This is a genomic window from Mesorhizobium sp. WSM4822, assembly GCF_055811155.1.
Window position 1 is genome coordinate 1 of sequence record NZ_JBVVQM010000079.1, and the last position, 596, is coordinate 596.

General features: G+C 60.4%; 1 protein-coding gene. It reads left to right on the forward strand.

Annotation, left to right across the window (positions count from 1 at the left end; all coding sequences use genetic code 11):
- Positions 1 to 596, forward strand: a 596-nt coding sequence (locus AC0L3E_RS34605; protein ID WP_473606911.1) for a carbohydrate ABC transporter permease, incomplete at both ends; no start/stop codon positions are given.

A 596-nucleotide genomic window follows, 5' to 3' on the forward strand; every position in this document is an offset into this window, starting at 1 on the left:
CTGGTGGCGTTCTCGGCGGTGATCCCGCTGATGACGGTGGTCAACTATTCGGTGCAGGACACGTTCGGAAACAACGTCTTCTTCTGGAACGGCTCGGACTGGTACACCGAGATCCTGGAGTCGGAACGCTTCTGGCTGTCGATGGTCCGCAACCTGATCTTTTCCGCAACCATCCTCGCCATCGAGATCCCGCTCGGCATCTTCATCGCTCTCAACATGCCCAAGAAAGGCTGGGGCGTGCCGGTCTGCCTGGTGCTGATGGCTCTGCCGCTGCTGATCCCGTGGAACGTCGTCGGCACGATTTGGCAGGTGTTCGGCCGCATCGACATCGGCCTGCTCGGCTATACGCTGTCGTCGCTCGGCTTCGACTACAACTACGTCAACGATCCGACCGACGCCTGGGTGACGGTCATCCTGATGGACGTATGGCACTGGACAAGCCTCGTCGTTCTGCTCTGCTACGCCGGACTGGTCTCGATCCCCGATGCCTTCTATCAGGCGGCCAAGATCGATGGTGCATCGCGCTGGGCAGTGTTCCGCTACATCCAGCTGCCGAAGATGAACCGCGTGCTTCTGATCGCGGTGCTGCTGCGCTT